This window comes from Aeromonas sp. S5(2024) (assembly GCF_041403025.1).
GTDB classification, from domain to species: Bacteria; Pseudomonadota; Gammaproteobacteria; order Enterobacterales; family Aeromonadaceae; genus Aeromonas; species Aeromonas hydrophila.
Window position 1 is genome coordinate 303,425 of record NZ_JBGLRI010000004.1, and the last position, 19,168, is coordinate 322,592.

Annotated in this window: 20 protein-coding genes; 10 read left to right on the forward strand and 10 right to left on the reverse strand. The window is 61.4% G+C overall.

Annotated features, from left to right (window positions below; translation table 11 throughout):
- Positions 1-64: 64 nt before the first annotated feature.
- Together ACB032_RS10895 and ACB032_RS10900 are read right to left on the reverse strand one after the other, a co-directional pair.
- A complete protein-coding gene (locus ACB032_RS10895; RefSeq protein ID WP_371137921.1) occupies positions 65-2,311 on the reverse strand; it encodes a PAS domain S-box protein in 2,247 nt (748 codons plus the stop codon).
- Between the two features lie 53 nt (positions 2,312-2,364).
- Positions 2,365-2,973 carry an AhpA/YtjB family protein gene (locus ACB032_RS10900; protein WP_017411238.1) on the reverse strand — a complete coding sequence of 203 codons (609 nt, stop codon included), beginning with the start codon at positions 2,971-2,973 and terminating at the stop codon, positions 2,365-2,367.
- Positions 2,974-3,093: 120 nt separating this feature from the next.
- Here ACB032_RS10900 and serB point away from each other — a divergent pair, with 120 nt between their 5' ends.
- Positions 3,094-4,104, forward strand: a complete 1,011-nt coding sequence (gene serB, locus ACB032_RS10905) for a phosphoserine phosphatase SerB (protein WP_371137922.1) — start codon at positions 3,094-3,096, stop codon at positions 4,102-4,104.
- A 49-nt stretch (positions 4,105-4,153) separates the two neighbouring features.
- On the forward strand, positions 4,154-5,059 hold the full coding sequence (locus ACB032_RS10910; RefSeq protein WP_029304809.1) for an alpha/beta fold hydrolase: 906 nt from the start codon (positions 4,154-4,156) through the stop codon (positions 5,057-5,059).
- A gap of 126 nt (positions 5,060-5,185) precedes the next feature.
- On the opposite strand, the gene ACB032_RS10915 is transcribed toward ACB032_RS10910, so the two are convergent.
- The gene (locus tag ACB032_RS10915; protein ID WP_371137923.1) at positions 5,186-7,564 is read right to left on the reverse strand and encodes a PilZ domain-containing protein; all 2,379 of its coding nucleotides are present in this window, start codon (positions 7,562-7,564) and stop codon (positions 5,186-5,188) included.
- 100 nt (positions 7,565-7,664) lie between these two features.
- On the opposite strand from ACB032_RS10915, the gene radA reads away from it, so the two are divergent.
- Entirely contained in the window at positions 7,665-9,029 is a 1,365-nt protein-coding gene (radA, locus tag ACB032_RS10920) for a DNA repair protein RadA (RefSeq protein ID WP_011707405.1), read from the forward strand.
- 71 nt (positions 9,030-9,100) lie between these two features.
- On the opposite strand, the gene ACB032_RS10925 is transcribed toward radA, so the two are convergent.
- Both ACB032_RS10925 and ACB032_RS10930 read right to left on the reverse strand, forming a co-directional pair.
- Positions 9,101-9,481 (reverse strand): PilZ domain-containing protein, encoded by a 381-nt coding sequence (locus tag ACB032_RS10925; RefSeq protein ID WP_011707404.1) that lies wholly within the window; start codon positions 9,479-9,481, stop codon positions 9,101-9,103.
- A 101-nt stretch (positions 9,482-9,582) separates the two neighbouring features.
- Positions 9,583-10,065: an Rsd/AlgQ family anti-sigma factor gene (locus tag ACB032_RS10930; protein ID WP_045525486.1), complete on the reverse strand. Its 483-nt coding sequence runs from the start codon at positions 10,063-10,065 to the stop codon at positions 9,583-9,585.
- A gap of 97 nt (positions 10,066-10,162) precedes the next feature.
- Between ACB032_RS10930 and ACB032_RS10935 the strand changes: the two genes are divergently transcribed.
- The 3 genes from ACB032_RS10935 to ACB032_RS10945 all read left to right on the forward strand — a co-directional run bounded on the left by ACB032_RS10935 (position 10,163) and on the right by ACB032_RS10945 (position 11,206).
- Positions 10,163-10,348, forward strand: a complete 186-nt coding sequence (locus tag ACB032_RS10935; RefSeq protein WP_130631666.1) for a hypothetical protein — start codon at positions 10,163-10,165, stop codon at positions 10,346-10,348.
- 58 nt (positions 10,349-10,406) lie between these two features.
- The gene (gene hupA, locus ACB032_RS10940; protein WP_005305063.1) at positions 10,407-10,679 is read left to right on the forward strand and encodes a nucleoid-associated protein HU-alpha; all 273 of its coding nucleotides are present in this window, start codon (positions 10,407-10,409) and stop codon (positions 10,677-10,679) included.
- Positions 10,680-10,780: 101 nt separating this feature from the next.
- Entirely contained in the window at positions 10,781-11,206 is a 426-nt protein-coding gene (locus ACB032_RS10945) for a hypothetical protein (RefSeq protein WP_011707401.1), read from the forward strand.
- Positions 11,207-11,285: 79 nt separating this feature from the next.
- Here the strand turns inward: ACB032_RS10945 and ACB032_RS10950 are convergent, their stop codons facing one another.
- Both ACB032_RS10950 and dusA read right to left on the reverse strand, forming a co-directional pair.
- Entirely contained in the window at positions 11,286-11,435 is a 150-nt protein-coding gene (locus ACB032_RS10950) for a hypothetical protein (RefSeq protein WP_011707400.1), read from the reverse strand.
- Positions 11,436-11,437: 2 nt separating this feature from the next.
- Positions 11,438-12,424 (reverse strand): tRNA dihydrouridine(20/20a) synthase DusA, encoded by a 987-nt coding sequence (gene dusA / locus ACB032_RS10955; protein ID WP_371137924.1) that lies wholly within the window; start codon positions 12,422-12,424, stop codon positions 11,438-11,440.
- Between the two features lie 138 nt (positions 12,425-12,562).
- Here dusA and zur point away from each other — a divergent pair, with 138 nt between their 5' ends.
- Genes zur through ACB032_RS10970 form a run of 3 tightly spaced genes read left to right on the forward strand, consistent with a single transcriptional unit; the run spans position 12,563 to position 13,707 of the window.
- Positions 12,563-13,021: a zinc uptake transcriptional repressor Zur gene (gene zur, locus ACB032_RS10960; RefSeq protein WP_029302181.1), complete on the forward strand. Its 459-nt coding sequence runs from the start codon at positions 12,563-12,565 to the stop codon at positions 13,019-13,021.
- A complete protein-coding gene (locus ACB032_RS10965; protein ID WP_016351979.1) occupies positions 13,011-13,472 on the forward strand; it encodes a chemotaxis protein CheX in 462 nt (153 codons plus the stop codon). Before zur ends, ACB032_RS10965 begins: the two co-directional genes overlap by 11 nt.
- A gap of 4 nt (positions 13,473-13,476) precedes the next feature.
- On the forward strand, positions 13,477-13,707 hold the full coding sequence (locus tag ACB032_RS10970; RefSeq protein WP_029304812.1) for a hypothetical protein: 231 nt from the start codon (positions 13,477-13,479) through the stop codon (positions 13,705-13,707).
- 70 nt (positions 13,708-13,777) lie between these two features.
- On the opposite strand, the gene brnQ (ACB032_RS10975) is transcribed toward ACB032_RS10970, so the two are convergent.
- From brnQ (ACB032_RS10975) to ACB032_RS10985, 3 genes are all read right to left on the reverse strand, one after another.
- A complete protein-coding gene (gene brnQ, locus ACB032_RS10975; RefSeq protein ID WP_065475653.1) occupies positions 13,778-15,055 on the reverse strand; it encodes a branched-chain amino acid transport system II carrier protein in 1,278 nt (425 codons plus the stop codon).
- Positions 15,056-15,448: 393 nt separating this feature from the next.
- Positions 15,449-16,756, reverse strand: a complete 1,308-nt coding sequence (gene brnQ, locus ACB032_RS10980; RefSeq protein ID WP_011707394.1) for a branched-chain amino acid transport system II carrier protein — start codon at positions 16,754-16,756, stop codon at positions 15,449-15,451.
- Positions 16,757-16,947: 191 nt separating this feature from the next.
- Positions 16,948-17,658 carry a tRNA1(Val) (adenine(37)-N6)-methyltransferase gene (locus ACB032_RS10985; RefSeq protein WP_371137925.1) on the reverse strand — a complete coding sequence of 237 codons (711 nt, stop codon included), beginning with the start codon at positions 17,656-17,658 and terminating at the stop codon, positions 16,948-16,950.
- Positions 17,659-17,786: 128 nt separating this feature from the next.
- On the opposite strand from ACB032_RS10985, the gene srmB reads away from it, so the two are divergent.
- Positions 17,787-19,010, forward strand: a complete 1,224-nt coding sequence (gene srmB, locus ACB032_RS10990) for an ATP-dependent RNA helicase SrmB (protein WP_016351974.1) — start codon at positions 17,787-17,789, stop codon at positions 19,008-19,010.
- Positions 19,011-19,168 lie beyond the last annotated feature (158 nt).

The following is a 19,168-nucleotide window of genomic DNA, read 5'->3' on the forward strand; positions in this document are numbered from 1 at the left end:
CTCGCGCATGAATAATGACAACGGCGGCCCTCGGGCCGCCGTTTTGCATTTCAAGGATGGCAGATCAGAGGTCGAGGGCGAAGCGCCCCTTGCCGGCCTGCTTGGCTTGGTACATGGCGCAGTCGGCCCGGTGCAGCAGATCGTCGATGTGGCAATACTGGCCCGAGTGGCAGAGCGCACCACCGATGCTGCCGGCGAGGGGCAACAGGTGGCCGGCCACGTCGGCCGGCACCGCCATGGCCGCCAGCAGCCGCTCGCACAGGGCGGGCAGCTCCAGCTCCGGCTGGCGCAGGGCCGGCAGTATGATGGTGAACTCGTCGCCAGCCAGGCGCGCCACCATGTCGCCGGGGCGCACCTCGGCACTCAGCACGCTGGCGAAGCGTTGCAGCAGGGCGTCGCCGACGTGATGGCCGAGCTGATCGTTGATCCGCTTGAAGCCGTCGAGATCGAGAAACAGCAGGCCCAGAGTCTCGGCATTCTGGCGCACCCGCTCCAGCTCCCGGGAGAGGCGCAGGGTGAAGGCGCGCCGATTGGGCAAGCCGGTGAGGGGGTCGTGGGCCGCCTCGTGTTCCAGCTGGTTCTGCAGCGCCTTGAACTCGGTGATGTCGCTGCCAAGGATGTAGACCCCCGGCTCATCGCCCCGGCTCGGGATCATGGTGATCCTGAGATCGCGCGGGCCGATGGGCAGCTCGAAACGGTTCTCGAAGCTCACCTGCTCGCCGGCGAGGGCCCGCTCCAGATGGGCGATGGCCCGGCCATAAGCCGCGTCGCCGATCACCTCCCGCACGCTCATCTCCCGCATCAGCTCGGCATCGAGCCCGAAGTAGCGGCAGTAGGCCTGGTTGGCGAACAGATAGCGCCCCTCGGGCGAGACCATGCTGATGGTGACCGGCAGGCCGTCGGTGATGGCCCGCAACCTGGCCCGCCCGCGCTCAATCTCGGCCAGCACCTGGCGGCGAGCCGTGATGTCGTGCAAAAACAGGGCGATGCGCACCTTGCTGTCGAACTGGTAGCGCTCGGCAATCACCTCCACCGGGATGCGCCGGCCGTCGTGGGTGCCGATCTCGCACTCCAGCCGGCGCGCAGCACTCTGGGGATGGGTCAGCTGGGCCAGCAGGGGGTGAGCGCTGCCGAGCAGGGCGGGCAGGGTACGCCCCAGCATCTCTTCGGGGTGCCAGCCAAGCAGGGTGGTGGAGGCCGGATTCCAGCCGGTGATGACCAGCGCCTCGTCGAGTTCGAGGAAGGCGTTGCTGGTGTGTTCCAGCATGTGCTGCAGGCGGCGCTGCTCCTGCCACAGGCGCTGCTGCATGGCGCCGCGCTCCTGCATCTCGCGATGCAGCTGCTCCACCGTGCTCGACAGCTCGCGGGTGCGCTCACGGACCTGCCGCTCGAGCCCCTGCTGCAGTTGCAGCAGCTCGGCTTCGGCCTGCTTGCGCTCGGTGAGATCGGCGAACACGGCGATCAGGTGTGGCGCCATGGTGCGGCTATGGCACAGGGTCACGCTGAGCTGGACCCAGCACTGGCTGCCGTCGGCCCGGATCATCCGCTTCTCCAGCCGGTAGTCCTGCCGTTGCCCCGCGAGCAGGGCGTTGAACAGGGGTAGCTCACGCGGCAGATCCTCGGGATGGGTCATGGCGTGCCAGGTGCGGCTCAGCATCGCCTGCTCGCTGTAGCCGAGCAGCCGCTCCAGCCCCGGGTTGGCCCGCAGCCACTTGCCTTCGAGGGAGGAGAGGGCCATGCCCACCGATGACTGGTTGAAGGTGAGGGTGAACAGGTGATCCTTGTCCTCCAGCACCTGATTGAGGCTGCGCACCTGATGGCGCCGCTCCAGATCGTGCAGGGTGTTCTCCACCAGGCGGCCGAAGTCATCGAGATCGCGGCAGGCCTCCTGGTCGAGGTGGCGCGGGGCATGATCCACCAGACAGAGGGTGCCGAGCACCACGCCATCCAGCGCCCGCAGTGGTCGCCCGGCATAGAAGACCACGTGCGGCTCCTCGGTCACCAGCGGGTTGTCGGCAAATCGAGGGTCGAGCCGGGCATCCGGCACCTGCATGATGTCGGGACGCAGGATGGCATGGCCGCAAAAGGAGTGCTCCCGGCTGATCTCGCACAGGGCGACGCCGGTGCGGGCAAGAAACCACTGCCGGTTCACGTCGGTCAGCGAGACCATGGCGATGGGCAGCGAGAAATGGCGGGTAATGAGCCGGGTCAGGCGATCCAGCTGATCGATGGGCTCGCGGTCAAGCAGGCCGAGGATGCGGAGTCGTTCCAGTCGACTCTCTTCATCCAGCGGCAGAGAGGGGGCAATCATACAGCGCTCCTGCTGGTGGCATTGCCAGTTTCGGGTCGGGGGATCGCGCCGCCTTATTGCGGCTCGACCGGTTTGCTTTTCTTCTTGTGCTTGCGCACCCGCATGTAGTTGCGACGGATCCCGTAGGAGATGAGCAACCCGGCCAGCAGGGCGACCAGCAGCATCAGCCGCTGCTTCTCCTGTACCACCTTGAGCCGGGTATCCTTGTCCGCCAGCATCTGCTGCTCTTCCAGCGTAATGCGCAGATACCCCAGGGTCTGCTCCCCATCCAGGATCTCCTGCACGAACTGGATGCGTCCCTTGCCCTGTTCCGGTATCGACTTGTTGCTGTCGCCGATGGGCAACAGGCTGTCCAGCGGCACCGCATTGTCCGACTGGGCGAGGGGGATGCCGCGGGCATCGTAGAGGGTGACATCGAGGATCTCGGGCTCGGCAGCCAGATCCTGGGCCAGCCGCTCCAGCTCGCTGTTCTTGTCCTCCTTGAGCCAGCGTTTCATGTCGCGGGCGGCGTAGGCCACCAGCGCCTGGGCCCGGTTGCGTGCCTCGCTGTGCAGCGAAGCCTGGCTCTCACCCTGCATGTGGATGAGTACCGCGAGTACCCAGAGCCCGAGCAGGACGCCGGCACCGAGACTGAGCACACGTTTGATGGGGAGATGACGCAAGCGTTGAGCCTTTTGCTGACAAGGGGTGGCGGGATCTTGGCGCTTGCCTGTACAAAAAGCAATACGCTACTCTGGGCCAGCATTGTTAACCCCATGATCACCAAGGAAGGCGTTATCCCTATGTTGTTGTCCCAATTGCCCGCAGAGATTTCAGAGTGGCCCGAGTGCCTGTCCGGCGCCCCCTGGTGGGAGGCGACGCCGCAGGCGTTGCTGCCTGCCGCCAGTGCGCTGGATGGCGCCTGGCTGGTGCTGTTCGGGCGCGCGCTGGCCGGTCATCATCTCGGGCGTCTGGCCGGGCTGCTGGCACAGCACGCGTTGCAGGCCAGGCTCTATCCGCCCGCCATGCCGGCCGGGGTGCCTCTGCTGCTGCTGGGCACGGATCGCTTCTCGCCCGCTCTGGTACAGGCGCTCAAGGATGAGGAGTGGGACATCGATCTGTGTCATCTGCCGGCCCTGCCCAGCCTGGCCGAGCCCGGTTTGCTGGTGATGGACATGGACTCCACCGCCATCCGCATCGAGTGCATCGACGAGATTGCCCGGTTGGCCGGGGTCGGTGAGCAGGTGGCGGCGGTCACGGCAGCCGCCATGCAGGGCAAGCTGGAGTTTGCCGACAGCCTGCGGGCCAGGGTCGCCCTGCTGGAAGGGGCGCCGGTCAGCCTTCTCGACCAGGTGGCGGCCGACATGCCCTGGATGCCGGGCCTGCAGTTGATGGTCGATACCCTCAAGCAGGCTGGCTGGAAGGTGGCGATCGCCTCCGGTGGCTTCACCCGTTTTGCCGGCCAGTTGCAGCGGGAGCTGGGGCTGGACGCCATCTTCGCCAACGAGCTGGCGGTGGAGGGGCAACAGCTGACCGGCAAGGTGAGCGGGCGCATCGTCGATGCCACCGTCAAGGCCAAGGTACTGCAGCAGCTGGCGCAGGAGTACGGCATCGCCGCTGGCCAGACCGTGGCTGTCGGCGATGGCGCCAACGATCTCAAGATGATGGGGGTGGCCGGACTCGGCATCGCCATCCATGCCAAGCCGCTGGTGCGGGCGCAGGCGGCGGCCACCCTCAATCACCACGATCTGGAAGGGGTGATCTGCCTGCTCGGCGCCCTGGCCTGCCGCCAGCAGCGCTGGGATCGCCGCTAGTCCCGGCGCCTCGGCAAGACCCTCACGTCACGGAGGACGTAGTCTCAAAATGGAACTGTTACAGCAATCCCTGTTTATTCCCTGCGGCGCACATCGGTTGCACGTGCGCCACATTCAGCCTCGGGTCGCGGTACATGGCGAGCCGATCCTGATGGTGCACGGCGCCATAGAGAACGGCCGCATCTTCTACACCGAATCGGGCAAGGGGCTGGCCTGCTTTCTGGCCCGCCACGGCTATCAGGTCTATGTGGCTGACCTGCGGGGACGGGGGCTCAGCACGCCAGCCATCGCCGAGCAGGCCGAACATGGCCAGCATGAGCTCATCACCGAGGATCTGCCGGCCCTGCATCGCTGGATTGCCGCCCGCCATGCCGGCTTCAAGCTGCACTGGATGGCCCACTCCTGGGGCGGTGTCATCATGGCGTCGACCCTGGTGCGCTTCCCCGAGTTGGCGGATCAGGTGGCCAGCCTGGTGTTTTTTGGCACCAAGCGCGGCGTGTCGGTACAAAATCCGGAGCGCTGGCTGAAGGTGGATCTGATCTGGAACCGGCTGGCCCCCTGGCTGGCCAGGCGCAACGGCTTTCTGGCCGCGCGCAGTCTGAAGATCGGGGCGGACGACGAGCCGCTGCGTTACCTGCAGGAGACCATCCCCTGGGTCAAATGCGGCCCCTGGCAAGATCCCAGCGACGGGTTCGCCTACGACGAGGCGGCCGCCCGGGTCAACTGGCCACCGCTCTGGATGATCTCGGCCAAGGCGGACAAGGTGCTGGGTCACCCGACCGACGTGCGCCGCTTCAGCGCCGAGATGGGCTCGGCCGCACGCCATACCCGCCTCGGCCGGGACAATGGCAACCGGCTCGATTACGACCACATCAATATGTTGACCGCTCCGCAGGCGCAGGAAGATCACTTCCCGCAGATCCTCGAATGGCTGCTCAACCCGCAGGCGGCCTGACAAAGACCGGTTGGCGGAGCGGGTTACTATCCGGTGTTCTGATGGATGAACCATGGCGGGCCAGAGGCCTGCCATGGTTTTATTGCCTGCCCGCCGGGTTGAGGGCCTTGGTTTGCAGGGGCCTGCTCAATTGACGGGCGCCGCGATGCCGAGCCGAAACAGGGTCGCCTGGCTGGTATCGGTCAGCTCGCCCACCCCCACCACGCTCCACAGCTCCTCTTCCAGCTTCTTGGCCTTGTGAATGGCGAACTTGGCAATGTAGTCCAGCTCGTTGGCGATGAAGTTGGTGTCGGGGCGGCCGGTGCGGGAGATGCCCACCAACACCGAGTAGAACTCCCCCTGACGCAGCGCCTGTTCGATGAAGCTGCGCTTCTCCGCCACATTCTTGAAGCTGCTGGCGAGCCGGCTGGTGAAGATGGGCAGGCCGGCCGCCGTCTGCAGGCTGGCGATGTAGACCTCCTCTTCCTGGGGCTGATCCTCCCGTTCGATGGCCCGCAGCGGGTTCATGATGAGCTGTTTGAGCAATTCGCCCTGGAACAGGGGATAGAGGTTGTCCTGGTCGCCCTGCTCGGCACAGGCTTTCAGCAGCCGCGACAGGCTGCGCGGCTGCGGGGCATGACCGATGGAGGCTGGCCTCGGGGCGCCCTTGAGCTTGTTGATGTAGACCGGGGTGCTGAAGACATGGTGGGTGTAGATGTTGCGCAGCGCCCGTGCCATGCCGCGATAGCGGCGCTGCTCCTGGGCTGCTTTGAGCTTGTTCTGGTTGCTCTCGATCAGCAGCTTGAAGAACTGGCGGCCGGTGTGGCGCTCCGGATCGCCCTCGATGCACAGGTGCAGCACGGTGCGGGTCAGGTTGATGCTGACCAGCCGGTAGGGAAGACGCTGCAGATCCATGCTCTTGGAGAGCTCCTGCAGGCGCGGCAGGGCGATGGTGACGATGTCGTCCTTCACCCCCTCGAACGGCTCTTCCAGCTCGATCTGCATGCCGTGGGCCGAGATGTCGCGGGTCCAGCCGAGCCAGGCGCGACCATTGTGCTTGATGGCCACGGCCGTCTTGTGGATGTAGCGAGCCTCCTTGCGCAGCTGGACATAGTGCAGCGTCTCGATCTCGAAGGGGGCGGCACTGCTGTCGTGGCCGAAACGCTGCAGTTCGTTGGCATTGTGCTGGGCGCTGGCATCGTACTGAAACTCCTCCCGCTGGCTGTCGAGGCCGACATCCTGCAGCAGGCCGACATAGCTTATCTGCTTGAGCCGCTCCTGCAGCAGCATGTCTTGCAGCTGGGGGCTCTCCTTGCTCTGCTGGCTGGCCAGATCGGCCTCGTGCAGGTCACAGCGCTCCAGGCTGAATTTGTAGACCCGCCAGCTGGGGCGCCGGGCGCCGACCTGGAAGAAGAGCGACATCAGCCCGCTCTGCAACAGCTCTTCCCGGGTGGCGGAGAAGAAGTAGAGGTGGCTGCGTACCGAGTGGGTGAAGCAGTAGATCAGGGTCTCTTTCAGCTCACCCGCCGCCGGCAGCAGGGATTGCATGCGGGTGACGGAAAACAGGCTGGCGAGCATGTCGCGGTTCTTGGCATCGCGCCAGTATTCGAGGATGTGCTGGTTGTTCTCGGTGCGCAGGGCGATCTCGAGGCTGGGGCTGTCGCCCGAACCGAAAAACAGCGGCATCCCGGTCATGCGCGGCAGATAGAACTGCTCATACCCCTTGATGATGGCGGCGGAGAGCAGGTAGTCGACGCTGACCCGATAGCGGCTCTTGTTGCTCTCGATGAACTCGCTCAGGAACTGGTCGAAGCCGGGGTGTTCGCCGGTTTTGACCAGCCTGAGCCAGAACTTGCCCTCCTTGCTCTCTTCCCCGAGGATCTGGTAGCTGACCGAATGGTGCAGGACCGGGTTGGCATGATCCCGCTCCAGCCCGGTGAAGAACACCTCGACCTGGGCGCCGGTCTGGTAGTTGGGCAGATAGGGCACCGAGACCCGGATCCCGCCGAGGGAAAGATCGGAGCTTTTGGCAAACAGCTTGTCGCCATCGGCAAACTTGATGAGCACGGGGGAGCTGAAGTGCATCCGCTCCTGGCGTCGGCCATAGTAGCTGGCAAAGGCGATGGGGTTGACGTCGTACTGGCGAAACGGGCTGGCAGGGGGCTGCAGCGGGCCATCACTCTTGCCATGGTGGTGTTTCTGCCAGTATTGCAGTGCCTCGTAGACTCCGAGGGTGTAATCGTCTTTGTAGAGATAGCACTGGGACTGGAACAGACCGATGGCCTCGGCCGGCATGAAGTGGGTGATCCCGTCGGATTCATGGACCAGACACTCGTCACCCAGTTCGTCCCGCATGTCGATCACGCGACGGCAGGGGGTGCATCTGCGCTTGATCTCCATCTTGATCAGAAAACGGCTGTTGCTGTTTTCGTCCTGGGTCAGGCGATTGAAGATGTCATCGAAATCCTTTTCTCTGAGCAGGGGGATGAGCTGTTCAATAAGGTGCTGTTGTTGTTCTGAATCCATGTGTTCCTGCCACGGAAAGTCACTTTTCCGATTCTGGGTTTGATCTGTCGGTCGCAAACAAGTATATCAAGCAGGAATTCATCCTGTCCCCGAGTTATCCATGGCCAAAAACAAAACTGCCTATGTTTGTACCGAATGTGGCGCCGACTTCACACGCTGGCAGGGCCAGTGCAGTGAGTGCAAGGAGTGGAACACCATCAGCGAGGTGCGCCTCGGCTCGGTGACCCCGGGCAAGAGCGCCCGCTATACCGGTTATGCCGGCGCCATCGGCAGCCAGGTGCAGACGCTGGCGGAGATCGCCACCACCGAAATCCCCCGTTTCTCCTCCGGTTTCAAGGAGCTGGACCGGGTCCTGGGTGGCGGGGTGGTGCCGGGCTCGGCAATCCTGATCGGTGGCAACCCGGGGGCGGGCAAGTCGACCCTGCTGCTGCAGACCATGTGCGGTCTGGCGGAGCGGATGAAGACCCTCTATGTCACCGGCGAGGAGTCGTTGCAGCAGGTGGCGATGCGGGCCTCGCGCCTCGGCCTGCCGACCGACAAGCTGCGCATGCTGTCGGAGACCTCGGTCGAGCAGATCTGCCTGATTGCCCAGCAGGAGCAGCCGCAGATCATGGTCATCGACTCCATCCAGGTGATGCATGTGGCGGATGTGCAGTCGGCGCCGGGTTCCGTATCTCAGGTGCGGGAAGCCGCCGCCCTGCTGACCCGCTATGCCAAACAGAATCACGTCGCCATCTTCATGGTGGGCCACGTGACCAAGGATGGCACCCTGGCCGGCCCCAAGGTACTGGAGCACTGCATCGACTGCTCCGTGCTGCTCGATGGCGGCCACGATTCCCGCTTCCGGACCCTGCGCTCCCACAAGAACCGCTTCGGGGCGGTCAACGAGCTCGGTGTCTTCGCCATGACCGGGCAGGGGATGCGGGAGGTGAGCAACCCTTCCGCCATCTTCCTCAGCCGCGGTGAAGAGCAGGCGCCGGGGTCGGTGGTGATGGTGATCTGGGAGGGTACCCGTCCCCTGCTGGTGGAACTGCAGGCGCTGGTGGATTACTCCCAGCTCTCCAACCCGCGCCGGGTAGCGGTGGGGATGGATCACAACCGTCTCGCCATGTTGCTGGCGGTGCTGCATCGTCACGGCGGCCTGCAGATGGCGGATCAGGATGTCTTCATCAACGTGGTCGGCGGGGTCAAGGTCGAAGAGACCAGCGCGGATCTGGCTCTGCTGCTCTCCATGGTCTCCAGTTTCCGGGATCAATCCCTGCCCAAGGATCTGGTGGTGTTCGGGGAAGTGGGGCTGTCTGGCGAGATCCGGCCCGTGCCCTCCGGCCAGGAGCGGTTGCAGGAGGCCGCCAAGCATGGCTTCCGCCGGGCCATAGTGCCGCACGCCAACGCGCCCAAGCATCCCATCGAAGGCATGGAAGTGGTGCCGGTCAAGAAACTGGCCGATGCCCTGGAGGCCTTGTAATCGGCATAGTGGCCGCAGGCTGGCAATAAAAAGGAGCGCAATGGCGCTCCTTTTTACATCGGGTATACCGCTCAGGGGTGAGGGTGTTCGAGATGTTCGCTCAGCAGCTGCTCCAGCTCCCGGTGCAGCAAGTCTTCATCGCCGACGTTGAGCTCGATCATCCGCTTGAGGTGGGTAGCGCTGTCGATGTCGATGTGATGGCAGTAGAACCCCAGCTTCTTGCTGGCTTCATGGGTCAGCATGACCTGCATCTTGATCTCGATGTCGCTGCCGCTCAGCACAAAGCTGAGTGAATACTCTTTGTTGTCGTGACTTTCCCAGTCATCGGGCCGGATCAACAGGGCGCCCTGCAGGGAGATATCCACCAGCTGGGTCCGCCATTTCTTATCTCCCTGGACGAGGTCGGCCATGGTCAAGTAGAGGATCCGTGAAAAACGGCGACGCTCGGACATTCTCATCTCCTGTCAGCAATAGGAATTGGAGCTAAAGGTCATGACATAGAGTGTAATGCACCTTGCACATCAGGATCTTGAACTGGCTCCGAAATTGGATATCAAACCTGCTGGGTGCTGAGTGACTCCACGACCTGCAGTGCCTTGATCAGCCGATCTTCCTGCTTGAAGCGATCTTCCAGCACGGGGCCCAGCTGGTTAAGATCCTCATCCAGCAACAGCAGCTGAGCCTCATCGGCATTGCTGTACTTGTCGTTGAACTCCAGCGCGAACTCGGTGCAGGCCCGGATGTGGGGGTAGATGCGTTTCGCCAGTTCCAGCTTGTCGCCGCTGGCCTGTTCGAAGGCGGTCACCACATGGTTGTAGATCTCGAAGTGTCCGGCGCTGACGTAGTCGACCAGGCGTTCACAGAAGCCTTGCAGTTCCACATGGCCGGGCAGCGAACGCTGCTTGGTGCGGGCGGGAGTCAGTCCGGCAAGCCGCATGTACTCGACCAGCAATGCCTGCCTGGCATCCAGCCAGTCGTCGATAGCTCTGTGCTTTCCTGCCAATGCGCGTTTGGTTTGTTCCAGTTCAGTTAACATAGTCCCTCCGTGGGGCATAGGCATGGAGTGCTATCGTGACGGGCCTCCGGCCTTTTTATTGACTGACGACACCCTCCTATAACTAGGGAAAATCCAGTTGACCGTCAATAGGGGCATGGGGATATTGTTACACCGGGTGGCGTTTTGGTTACAAGGCACCATCATTTGCTCTCCTCTTCCCGTCAATTACGATCACGAAGGGGCGAGATATGTGACTATTTCCGCAGATCTTGATGAAAACCCCAGCATTCAAGCCAATCCGGCTGATAAAGCCTTTGCCTGAGTGTTTTTTTTTGAATAGAGTGGCCCGGTGCTAAATGCCCGATCATAAAGGAAATGTTATGAACAAAGCTCAACTTGTCGATGCAATTGCAGCCAAAGCAGATCTGAGCAAAGCTCAGGCCAAAGTCGCTCTGGAAGAGATCATCAATGGTATTACCCAGAGCCTGAAAGAAGGTGATGCTGTGCAGTTGGTGGGTTTTGGCACCTTCAAGGTGAACCATCGTGCTGGCCGTACCGGTCGCAATCCGCAAACTGGTAAAGAGATCCAGATTGCAGCCGCGAATGTGCCGTCCTTTGTGGCAGGCAAGGCGCTCAAAGACGCCGTCAAGTAATCCCCAAAAACCCGGCGCCAGCCGGGTTTTTTATTGCCATCGTCAGCGGAAATTGTTTCAGATACACTCAAGATATGGCGTGCGCCGTAGTGAGGTGGATGATGGAACAGAAAAATGCCATTCGGCAGGTTGCCGTACCTTGGGCTCCGTCCCGCCAACTCCCCCCTGGTCTGGTTGTGGCCGAACTTCATCAGGATATCTGGAGCGACTCCCTCACCATCATGCTGGGCAGGGCTCGCAGCATCGATCTGCCGCCGCAAATCCTCTGTCGGGTCTATTTCCGGCATATCTACGCAGTGCGGGTGATGGAGGATTGTGATCTGGCGGAGGGCAAGGATAGCCATGCCATCGAGGAGCAGATCCAGCTCATCACCCCGTCCCGATTTGCCAGCTGGTTCCATCAGGAGTCGGATGGTCTACATCTGGACGAGGATCTGCAGCACTACCGCATCTCGACCTGGGATTATTGCGCCGATGTGTTGACGTCCAGAGCGCCCGAGCTGCAGTTCGTGGACAAAGGCGATTAGCGAGGCTGAAGAGACAATAAAAAAACCGGCAACACTGGGTGTTGCCGGTTTTTTTATTGGTCGACGACGTGGGGCTAACTCAGCCGAGCAGCTGATCCCGATGCAGCCCCAGCACGATGAGCAAGCCGAGGAAGTAGAAGGCGCTGAGTTTGATGCCCAGAATGGCGAGCAGGCCGGCGCAGAGCCGGACGATGGCCTTGTGCAGCCAGGAGCCGGTGAAACGGTACATGGTTACTCCACCGTCTCCGTGGTGGCGAATTCCGGCACCTTGGCCATGGCATCCAGCACCACCTGGATATCCGCTCCCGGCTTGCAGGCGTTTTCACTCAGATGGCGGCGCCAGGCGCGAGCCCCCTGCATGTTCTGGAACAGCCCCAGCATGTGGCGGGTCATGTGGGAGAGATAGTTGCCCTTGGCCAGCTCCTGCTCGATATAGGGCAGCATCATCCGCACCACCTCGTGGCGGCTCGGCACGGCGTGGTTCTGGCCGAATACCAGATTGTCCACCTGCGCCAGAATGTAGGGATTCTGATAGGCTTCGCGCCCCATCATGACGCCATCCAGGTGTTGCAGATGTTCGAGGGTCTGCTCCATGGAGGTAACGCCGCCGTTGATGGCGATGGTGAGATCCGGGTAATCCTGTTTGACCCGATAGACGCGGGGATAATCGAGCGGCGGGATCTCGCGGTTTTCCTTGGGGCTCAGGCCACTCAGCCACGCCTTGCGGGCATGGACGATGAAGGTGTCGCAACCGGCATCGCGTACCTGTTCGATAAAGGCCTGCAGAAATTCGTAGGAATCCTGATCGTCGATACCGATGCGGGTCTTCACCGTCACCGGGATATCGACCACATCGCGCATCGCCTTGACGCAGTCAGCCACCAAGGCTGGCTCGCCCATCAGGCAGGCACCAAAGCGGCCGTTTTGCACCCGATCAGAGGGACAGCCGACGTTGATGTTCACCTCGTCATAGCCGCGCTCCTCGGCCAGTTTGGCGCAGCGCGCCAGATCGGCCGGATTGCTGCCTCCTAGCTGGAGGGAGATGGGGTGCTCCTGCTCGCTGTAACCCAGATAATCTCCCTTGCCGTGGATGATGGCGCCGGTGGTCACCATCTCGGTATAAAGCAAGGTCTGGCGAGTCATCAGACGATGGAAATAACGGCAATGCCGATCGGTCCAGTCCAGCATGGGGGCGATGGAAAAACGCTGCGCCTGCATAAAAATCATCCGGGTTGGCTAAACAAAGGGGGCGGATTTTACCACAACGTGAGGCAGCCCCAGAAAATGAATTTTGTCACCGCGTCAAAGGGGGCCCTGTGATAGTATCCGGCTAATAAAAAGGGTAATTGCGTGATCATGAATCAAGACCAACTTTTACTACGAGCCGAACGACTCTGCGAACAACGCGGGATCCGCTTCACCCCTACCCGGCGTCAGGTGTTCAGGCTGCTGGCTGCCCACGGCAATGCCATCAGCGCCTATGATCTGTTGGCCCAGTTGCAGCAGACCGAGGCCCATGCCAAGCCGCCAACCGTTTATCGGGCATTGGATTTTCTGCTCGAACAGGGCTTTGCCCACAAGGTGGAGTCGCTCAACGCCTTCATTTTCTGCTGTCACTTCGATCATGCCCACCCGATGCAACTGCTCATCTGCGATCGGTGTGGCGAGGTGGTCGAGTTGCATGACTCGGCGATCGATGGCGCGTTTTCCGAGCAAGCCCACTTGCATGGCTTTACTATTACCAATAAGACAATAGAGGCACATGGCCAATGTGCTCGCTGTACGCCCACCGTAGGAAGTCAACATGAAGGCTGATTTTGTAAACCCGTTCCTGCTCTCCCTGCTCAATGTGCTCTCCACCATGGCACAGCTCGAGCTCAAGCCGGGCAAACCCAAACGCAAGATGGACGAGCTGGCGCGTGGCGATGTCTCTGGTCTCATCGGCATGGTCGGCCCGCAGACCCGTGGCTCGCTCTCTATCAGCTTCGAGAAGGGGCTGGCGCTGGAGATCATGCGCCGGATGCTGGGCGAGGCTCCGGCCACCATCAATGAAGAAGTGACCGACATGGTGGGCGAGATCACCAACATGGTGACCGGCGGCGCCAAGCGCATGCTGGGGGAGAAGGGGTATGAGTTCGACATGGCGACCCCCATCATCGTCTCCGGCCCCAATCACACCATCACCCATCGCGCCGATGGCACCAAGATCATGATGCCATTCGAATCAGATTATGGTCGTGCCACCATCGAGATCTGTTTCGAGTAACCCTATGTGGAAAGCGCTGAAATGGTTCTTCATCGGTTGGGCCCTGCTGCTCATCCTGTCTGATCTCCAGATCACCACCTCGCTCTACAAGTACGAAGACAACCGGGTGGTGGTGAACTTTCCGCGCTGGCAGGCAGACCAGCCCTGGGGCACCTTTGAGTGGCATGCCGGGCGGGTTGAGGCCCATTGGTATGGTCTGGCAGGCAGACCCAAGCAGGTAGACCCGCTGCTGTAGCAGCCAGGGTGACAGATGCAATGCAAGAGGCCAGCTGATGCTGGCCTCTTGTCGTTGGTCGCCCGGTTGATCAGGCCGCTTCGGCGGCCAGATCTTCGCGGGGGCGCAGCAACATGCCGAAGCCGCAGGTCAGCAGGGTGGGCAGCAGCCAAGCCAGCCCCTTGTCGAACAGCGGCAGGAAGGCGAACGCATCCATCTGCATGCCGGCCGCGCCCAGCCCGTCCAGACAGCCGAATAGAAACGCCACCAACAGCACGGCGCGAAACGCCAGCTGTGGCCGGCCGAAGTAGCCCTGCACAAAGGTCACCAGCACCAGTGCGATGGCGACCGGGTAGATGGCGACCAACACCGGGATGGAGAGGCTGATGAGCTGACTCAGCCCGACGTTGGCCACTAGGATGGAGACACACCCCATCAGCAGTACCCACTTGCGGTATGTCCAGCCGGCCAGACCGTGGAAGTAGTCGGCGCTGGCGCAGAGCAGGCCGACTGCGCTGGTGAAGCAGGCCAGGGTGATGATGGCGGCCAGGATCAACTGGCCGTAGTGGCCGAACAGGCTCAATACATAGGCGTTGACGATGGCGCCGCCATTGTCGACGTTGGTCACCACGCCCGCCGCGCTGTTGCCCAGGTAGAACAGGGAGATGTAGACCGCCGAGAGGCCAACTGCCGAGATGAGGCCCGCGATGGTCAGGTACTTGAACTGGCTCGGGTAGTCCTCGATGCCCCTGCGTTGCAGCAGACCGATGATGAGGGCACCGAACATCAGCGAGCCGAGGGTATCCATGGTGTTGTACCCTTCCAGCATCCCCTTGATGAGCGGCGTATCCGTGTAGTCACCGCTGGCCTCTGGCAGGGTGCCTTGCGGGTCAACCAAGACCCCGACCGCCAGGATCAGCAACATTACCATCAAGACAGGCGTCATGTACTTGCCCACCGCATCGAGCAGCCTGCCCCGATCCAGCGATACCAGGATCACCAGCGCGAAGAAGAGCAGGCTGTAGAGCAGCAGCCCGTGTTGGCCGGCTTCGCCGAGCCAGGGTTTGAGCCCCATTTCATAAGCCACCAGCCCGGTGCGGGGGGTGGCAAAGGCCGGCCCCATGATGATGTAGATGGCGATGGCCAGCGCCGTGGCCGCCCAGGTCGGCAGATAGCGGGTCATCGCCGTCCAGCCGCTGCTGCCTTGTCCGGCGCTGCCTCTGGCAACGGCGACCAGCGTCAGCAGAGGGAGACCCACCGCCGTCAGCAGAAAGCCGACCATGGCTGGCATCAAATGTTCACCGGCCATGAAACCGGCGAGCGGTGGAAAAATGATGTTGCCTGCCCCCAGATAGAAAGCAAACGTCATAAAACCCAGTCCGAATACGTCGGACAACTTCAGTGATTTCGTCAAACCTGACCTCATCTGCCTTATCAGCTTGTTCTTGTTGATTGCACCCACTGCCTGGCAGATAACCGGATAACAATGCTTCCCTCTCCTCCACGATGAGCACATCGATAAAGGAGCACTCTTCTGAGCATAAAGAAGAGAAATTTGATCTCAATCACATATTAATATCTTGAAACAATTTAATTGGCCAGAATAAATCACCGATTAGCCAGCGGTTGGCAGCAGTGAAGGCGGTCGGCATGGCGGCAGGGGGCTGGCAGCAGGAAAGGGGTAACGGGTGGTAAAAGGCTGTTGGCAGACAAACAAAAGAGCCTGCGCAAGGCAGGCTCTTTGAGATGGGCGGGAGTGAAATCAGGCGGCTTCGGCAGCCAGTTTCTCGCCGGAGCGTACCGCCATGCCGAGGCCACAGGCCAGCAGTGTCGGCAGCAGCCAGGCCAGGCCCTTGTCGAACAGCGGCAGGAAGGCAAATGCATCCATCTTCATGCCGGCGGCGCCCAGACCGTCCAGGCAGCCGAACAGGAAGGCAACCATCAGCACGGCGCGGAACACCAGGCGCGGGCGACCGAAGTAACCCTTCAGGAAGGTGACCAGCACCAGTGCCACGGCAACCGGGTAGATGGCGACCAGCACCGGGATGGAGAGACTGATGAGCTGGCTCAGACCCACGTTGGCGACCACGGCGCAGATGACCCCCAGCAACACCACCAGCTTCTTGTAGCTCATGCCGGTCAAGTTGTGGAAGAAGTCGGAGCAGGCGGAGATCAGGCCCACGGCGGTGGTGAAACAGGCCAGGGTGATGATGGCGGCCAGGATGAACTGACCCGGCTGACCAAACAGGCTCAACACGTAGGCGTTGACGATGGCGCCGCCGTTGCTGATGTCGGTGGCGACACCGGCTGCGGTGTTGCCCAGCTGGAACAGGGAGACGTAGACCACGGACAGACCGATGGCGGAGATGATGCCGGCAATGGCCAGGTACTTGAACTGGCTCTGGTAGTCATGAATGCCTTTCTGACGCAGCAGGTCGACGATCAGGGCGCCAAACATCAGGGACGCCAGGGTGTCCATGGTGTTGTAGCCTTCCAGGATCCCTTTCACGAAGGGGCCGTTCTGATAGTCACCGGAAGAGGCCGGCATATCACCTTGAGGGGCGACGAACACACCGATGGCCAGGGTCAGCAGCAACAGCATCAGCACCGGGGTCAGGTATTTGCCGATGGCATCCATCAGCTTGCCCTGATTCATGGAGACCAGGATGGCCACGCCGAAGAACAGTACGGTATAGGCCGCCAGACCGGCCTGCCCCATGTCACCGATGAAAGGCTTGAGGCCCATTTCGTAGGCTACCAGCCCGGTACGGGGGGCTGCGAAGGCCGGACCGATGATGATGTAGATGGCGACGGCCAGTGCGGTGGCGACGCCGGCCGGCAGCAGCTTGGTCATGCCGGCCCAGCCGTTGCCTGCCTTGGCGACGGCGATGATGGTGATGAGGGGCAGACCGACGGCAGTGACCAGGAAACCCAGCATGGCAAGAGAGAGGTGCTCACCTGCCATGTAACCGGCCAGTGGCGGGAAGATGATGTTGCCGGCGCCCAGATAGAAGGCGAAGGTCATGAAGCCCAATCCGAGCACGTCGGACAATGTGAGTGATTTCGTCAAGTTCAACCTCGTCTGTCTTGTAAACTATTGCTTGTTATAGTTTTTTATTGGTCAGTGACCGATATTGTTCAGGGGTAAAAAAAAGGAGTCCCGCTTGTTTTTTCATCGCAACCAGTGGTTTGAGCTGGTCTTGAGCGGGCGCTCGTTTAGGAGTCAGCATAATGGCGTGAAAAAATAGTTCAAGACGAAATTTACATCTTCAAATAGAAGGGGCTGGTTAGTTGGATGTATCTGTCGGAATAGGTTCCATCAGCAGAATGGATCACAATTTCACCCTGCTCACACTTGTTTAATACTCTACCAAGTCGCAATAAAACACGATTTGCCTCTTTTTCCGCTCTGGTGATAACAGCTGTATAACAAACGGCGTGCAGATCATAATCTGCCGAGATGCATAAAATTTCATCGGCCATGGCCGTTGGCACGACCAGCGCAACCTCGCCGCTGGGGGCCAATAGTCGGTCACAGGCGGCCAGCAGATCCCGGCTGTCGAGGCCGCCGGTATGACGTGCCAATGCCCTGGCCGGATCGCGAAATGACTGGCCAGCCACGAAGTAGGGCGGGTTGGAGACGATGAGATCGTAAGGGGCGGCCTGATAGGTTTGAATGGCACTCTCGATGACGGTGATCCGCCCATGCCAGGGGGAGGCTGCCGCATTCTCGCGAGCCTGCCGGGCTGCATTGCTATCCAGCTCTACCGCATCGATGCGGCAGTCGGCAGGGCTGCGCTGGGCCAGCATCAGGGCGATGAGGCCGCTGCCGCTGCCAATGTCGAGCACCCGGCGGGCGTTGGTGACAGGTGCCCAGGCGCCGAGCAGGATGCCATCGGTGCCGACTTTCATGGCGCAGCGATCGTGCGCGACGTGAAATTGCTTGAAGGTAAAACCGCTGTTTCGTCCCATCCGACTCCCGTCCTGTGCCAGCGCCGCAGAAAATGGTCGGCGATTATAGCGACTAAGCCACAGTCGCCATAGGAGCCGACGACATAATCGCCTATAATCTGCCGTTTCCTTAATGACCGAGTATTGCCATGAGCCAGTCCTTTGATGATTTCGACCTGAATCCAGCCCTCAACCGGGCCTTGGCCGAGATGGGTTTCACCCGCCCCACCACCATTCAGCAGATGGTGCTGGAGCCAGCCCTGGACGGCCGCGATATTCTGGCATCCGCCCCGACCGGTACCGGCAAGACCGCTGCCTTCCTGCTGCCAGCCCTGCAGCACCTGCTGGACTTCCCGCGCCGCAAGCCGGGCCCGTGCCGCATGCTGGTGCTGACCCCGACCCGCGAGCTGGCGCTGCAGGTCACCGCCCACGCCAAGGCGCTGGCGGCTCACACCAACCTCAGCATCGAGACCATCATCGGCGGCGTCAGCCATGAAGAGCAACTGCCGGCCCTGACCAAAACCACCGACATCGTGGTGGCCACCCCGGGTCGTCTGCTCGAGTACATCGAGAAAGAGGAGTTCGAGAGCCACGACATCGAGGTGCTGGTGCTGGACGAGGCGGACCGCATGCTGGACATGGGCTTCATCAAGGATGTGAACCGCATCGTGGAAGAGGCGCGTTATCGCAAGCACACCATGCTGTTCTCCGCCACCCTGGAAGGGGCCGGTCTCGAGAAGTTCGCCAACGATATCCTGAAGGAGCCGGTGGAGCTGCACGCCGAGCCGCCCCGCAGCGAACGTCGCCCCATCACCCAGTGGGTGCACCTAGCCGACGATGCCGCTCACAAGCTGGCCCTGCTGGTGCACATCCTGAAAGATCCCGAGACCCAGAAAGCCATCATCTTCGTCAAGACCCGTGAGCGGCTGGCGGAGCTGTCCGGTCAGCTGCAGGCGGCTGGCGTCTCCTGCGCCTGGATCCGCGGCGAGATGGAGCAGAGCAAGCGCATCGAGTCGATCCGCAAGTTCCATGAAGGGGAAGTGCCCTTCCTCATCGCCACCGACGTGGCCGCCCGCGGCATCGACCTGCCCAACGTCAGCCATGTCATCAACTATGACATGCCCTACGGCGCCGATGTCTACGTCCACCGGATCGGCCGCACCGGCCGTGCCGGCAACCGTGGTTGCGCCATCAGCCTGGTGGAAGCCCACGACATGGCGATGGTCGCCAAGATCGAGCGTTACACCGAAGAGCGCCTCAAGCGTCGGGTGATCGACGAACTGCGCCCCAAACACAAGGAAGCGCGGGTGCCGGTGAAGAAGAAAAAGCCGAAGGACGACAAGAAGAAGTCGGCCAAGAAGAAAAAGAAGTAAGCCTGCCCGCCACAACGGCCATCTCCGGATGGCCGTTGTGCTATCTGCTGCCCACTCGACGGGGGCCAGAAAAGAAAAAAGCCGACGTATAAACGTCGGCCAATAAAAAGTGCTTACAACAGAGGATTCACCTATTCAGACTTGGGGATCCTGAATTT

Excerpts from the sequence above, each read along its gene's own strand:
- hupA (WP_005305063.1), top strand. The coding sequence starts at position 10,407 with ATGAACAAAGCTCAACTTGTCGATGCAATTGCAGCCAAAGCAGATCTG.
- brnQ (WP_065475653.1), bottom strand. The coding sequence starts at position 15,055 with ATGACGTTTGCTTTCTATCTGGGGGCAGGCAACATCATTTTTCCACCG.
- ACB032_RS10965 (WP_016351979.1), top strand. The coding sequence starts at position 13,011 with ATGAAGGCTGATTTTGTAAACCCGTTCCTGCTCTCCCTGCTCAATGTG.
- serB (WP_371137922.1), top strand. The coding sequence starts at position 3,094 with ATGTTGTTGTCCCAATTGCCCGCAGAGATTTCAGAGTGGCCCGAGTGC.
- radA (WP_011707405.1), top strand. The coding sequence starts at position 7,665 with ATGGCCAAAAACAAAACTGCCTATGTTTGTACCGAATGTGGCGCCGAC.
- ACB032_RS10930 (WP_045525486.1), bottom strand. The coding sequence starts at position 10,065 with ATGTTAACTGAACTGGAACAAACCAAACGCGCATTGGCAGGAAAGCAC.
- ACB032_RS10895 (WP_371137921.1), bottom strand. The coding sequence starts at position 2,311 with ATGATTGCCCCCTCTCTGCCGCTGGATGAAGAGAGTCGACTGGAACGA.
- ACB032_RS10945 (WP_011707401.1), top strand. The coding sequence starts at position 10,781 with ATGGAACAGAAAAATGCCATTCGGCAGGTTGCCGTACCTTGGGCTCCG.
- ACB032_RS10910 (WP_029304809.1), top strand. The coding sequence starts at position 4,154 with ATGGAACTGTTACAGCAATCCCTGTTTATTCCCTGCGGCGCACATCGG.
- srmB (WP_016351974.1), top strand. The coding sequence starts at position 17,787 with ATGAGCCAGTCCTTTGATGATTTCGACCTGAATCCAGCCCTCAACCGG.
- ACB032_RS10950 (WP_011707400.1), bottom strand. The coding sequence starts at position 11,435 with ATGTACCGTTTCACCGGCTCCTGGCTGCACAAGGCCATCGTCCGGCTC.
- dusA (WP_371137924.1), bottom strand. The coding sequence starts at position 12,424 with ATGCAGGCGCAGCGTTTTTCCATCGCCCCCATGCTGGACTGGACCGAT.
- ACB032_RS10915 (WP_371137923.1), bottom strand. The coding sequence starts at position 7,564 with ATGGATTCAGAACAACAACAGCACCTTATTGAACAGCTCATCCCCCTG.
- ACB032_RS10985 (WP_371137925.1), bottom strand. The coding sequence starts at position 17,658 with ATGGGACGAAACAGCGGTTTTACCTTCAAGCAATTTCACGTCGCGCAC.
- ACB032_RS10970 (WP_029304812.1), top strand. The coding sequence starts at position 13,477 with ATGTGGAAAGCGCTGAAATGGTTCTTCATCGGTTGGGCCCTGCTGCTC.
- ACB032_RS10925 (WP_011707404.1), bottom strand. The coding sequence starts at position 9,481 with ATGTCCGAGCGTCGCCGTTTTTCACGGATCCTCTACTTGACCATGGCC.
- zur (WP_029302181.1), top strand. The coding sequence starts at position 12,563 with ATGAATCAAGACCAACTTTTACTACGAGCCGAACGACTCTGCGAACAA.